1 protein-coding gene is annotated in these 628 nt (G+C 58.4%); it reads left to right on the top strand.

Annotated features, from left to right (window positions below; all coding sequences use genetic code 11):
- Positions 1-628, top strand: a 628-nt coding sequence (locus AACX88_RS17520; RefSeq protein WP_339394133.1) for an iron-containing alcohol dehydrogenase, incomplete at both ends; no start/stop codon positions are given.

Raw genomic sequence — 628 nt, 5'->3', positions numbered from 1 at the left:
AACTTACATACCCCAACCCGCATTCTGTTCGGCAAAGGCGCCATCGCCGATCTGCGTGAGCAAATCCCTGCTGGCGCTCGCGTGCTGGTCACTTACGGCGGCGGTAGCGTGAAGAAAACCGGCGTGCTTGATCAGGTGCTGAACGCGCTGGCGGGCTTTGAGGTGCTGGAGTTCGGCGGCATTGAGCCAAACCCGTCTTACGAAACGCTGATGAACGCAGTGAAAATCGCCCGCGAAGAGAACATCACTTTCCTGCTGGCGGTCGGCGGCGGTTCGGTACTCGACGGTACCAAATTTATCGCTGCGGCAGCGCACTATGACGCGAATATCGATCCGTGGGAAATCCTTGAGACTCACGGTGGCAACGTTGCCAGCGCTATCCCGATGGGTTCGGTGCTGACGCTGCCAGCTACCGGTTCCGAGTCAAACAAAGGCGCGGTTATCTCGCGTAAAACCACCGGCGACAAACGCGCCTTTATGTCCGAGCACGTCCAGCCGGTCTTTGCGATCCTCGATCCGGTTTACACCTACACCCTGCCGCCGCGCCAGGTAGCGAATGGCGTCGTTGACGCTTTCGTCCATACCGTTGAGCAGTACATCACCTACCCGGTCGATGGCAAAATTCAGG

The organism is Brevibacterium metallidurans, from assembly GCF_037101285.1.
In the GTDB taxonomy this organism is placed as follows: Bacteria; Actinomycetota; Actinomycetes; order Actinomycetales; family Brevibacteriaceae; genus Brevibacterium; species Brevibacterium metallidurans.
The sequence above is the reverse complement of the archived record's forward strand: the minus strand, read 5'-3'. Positions and strand labels throughout refer to the sequence as shown.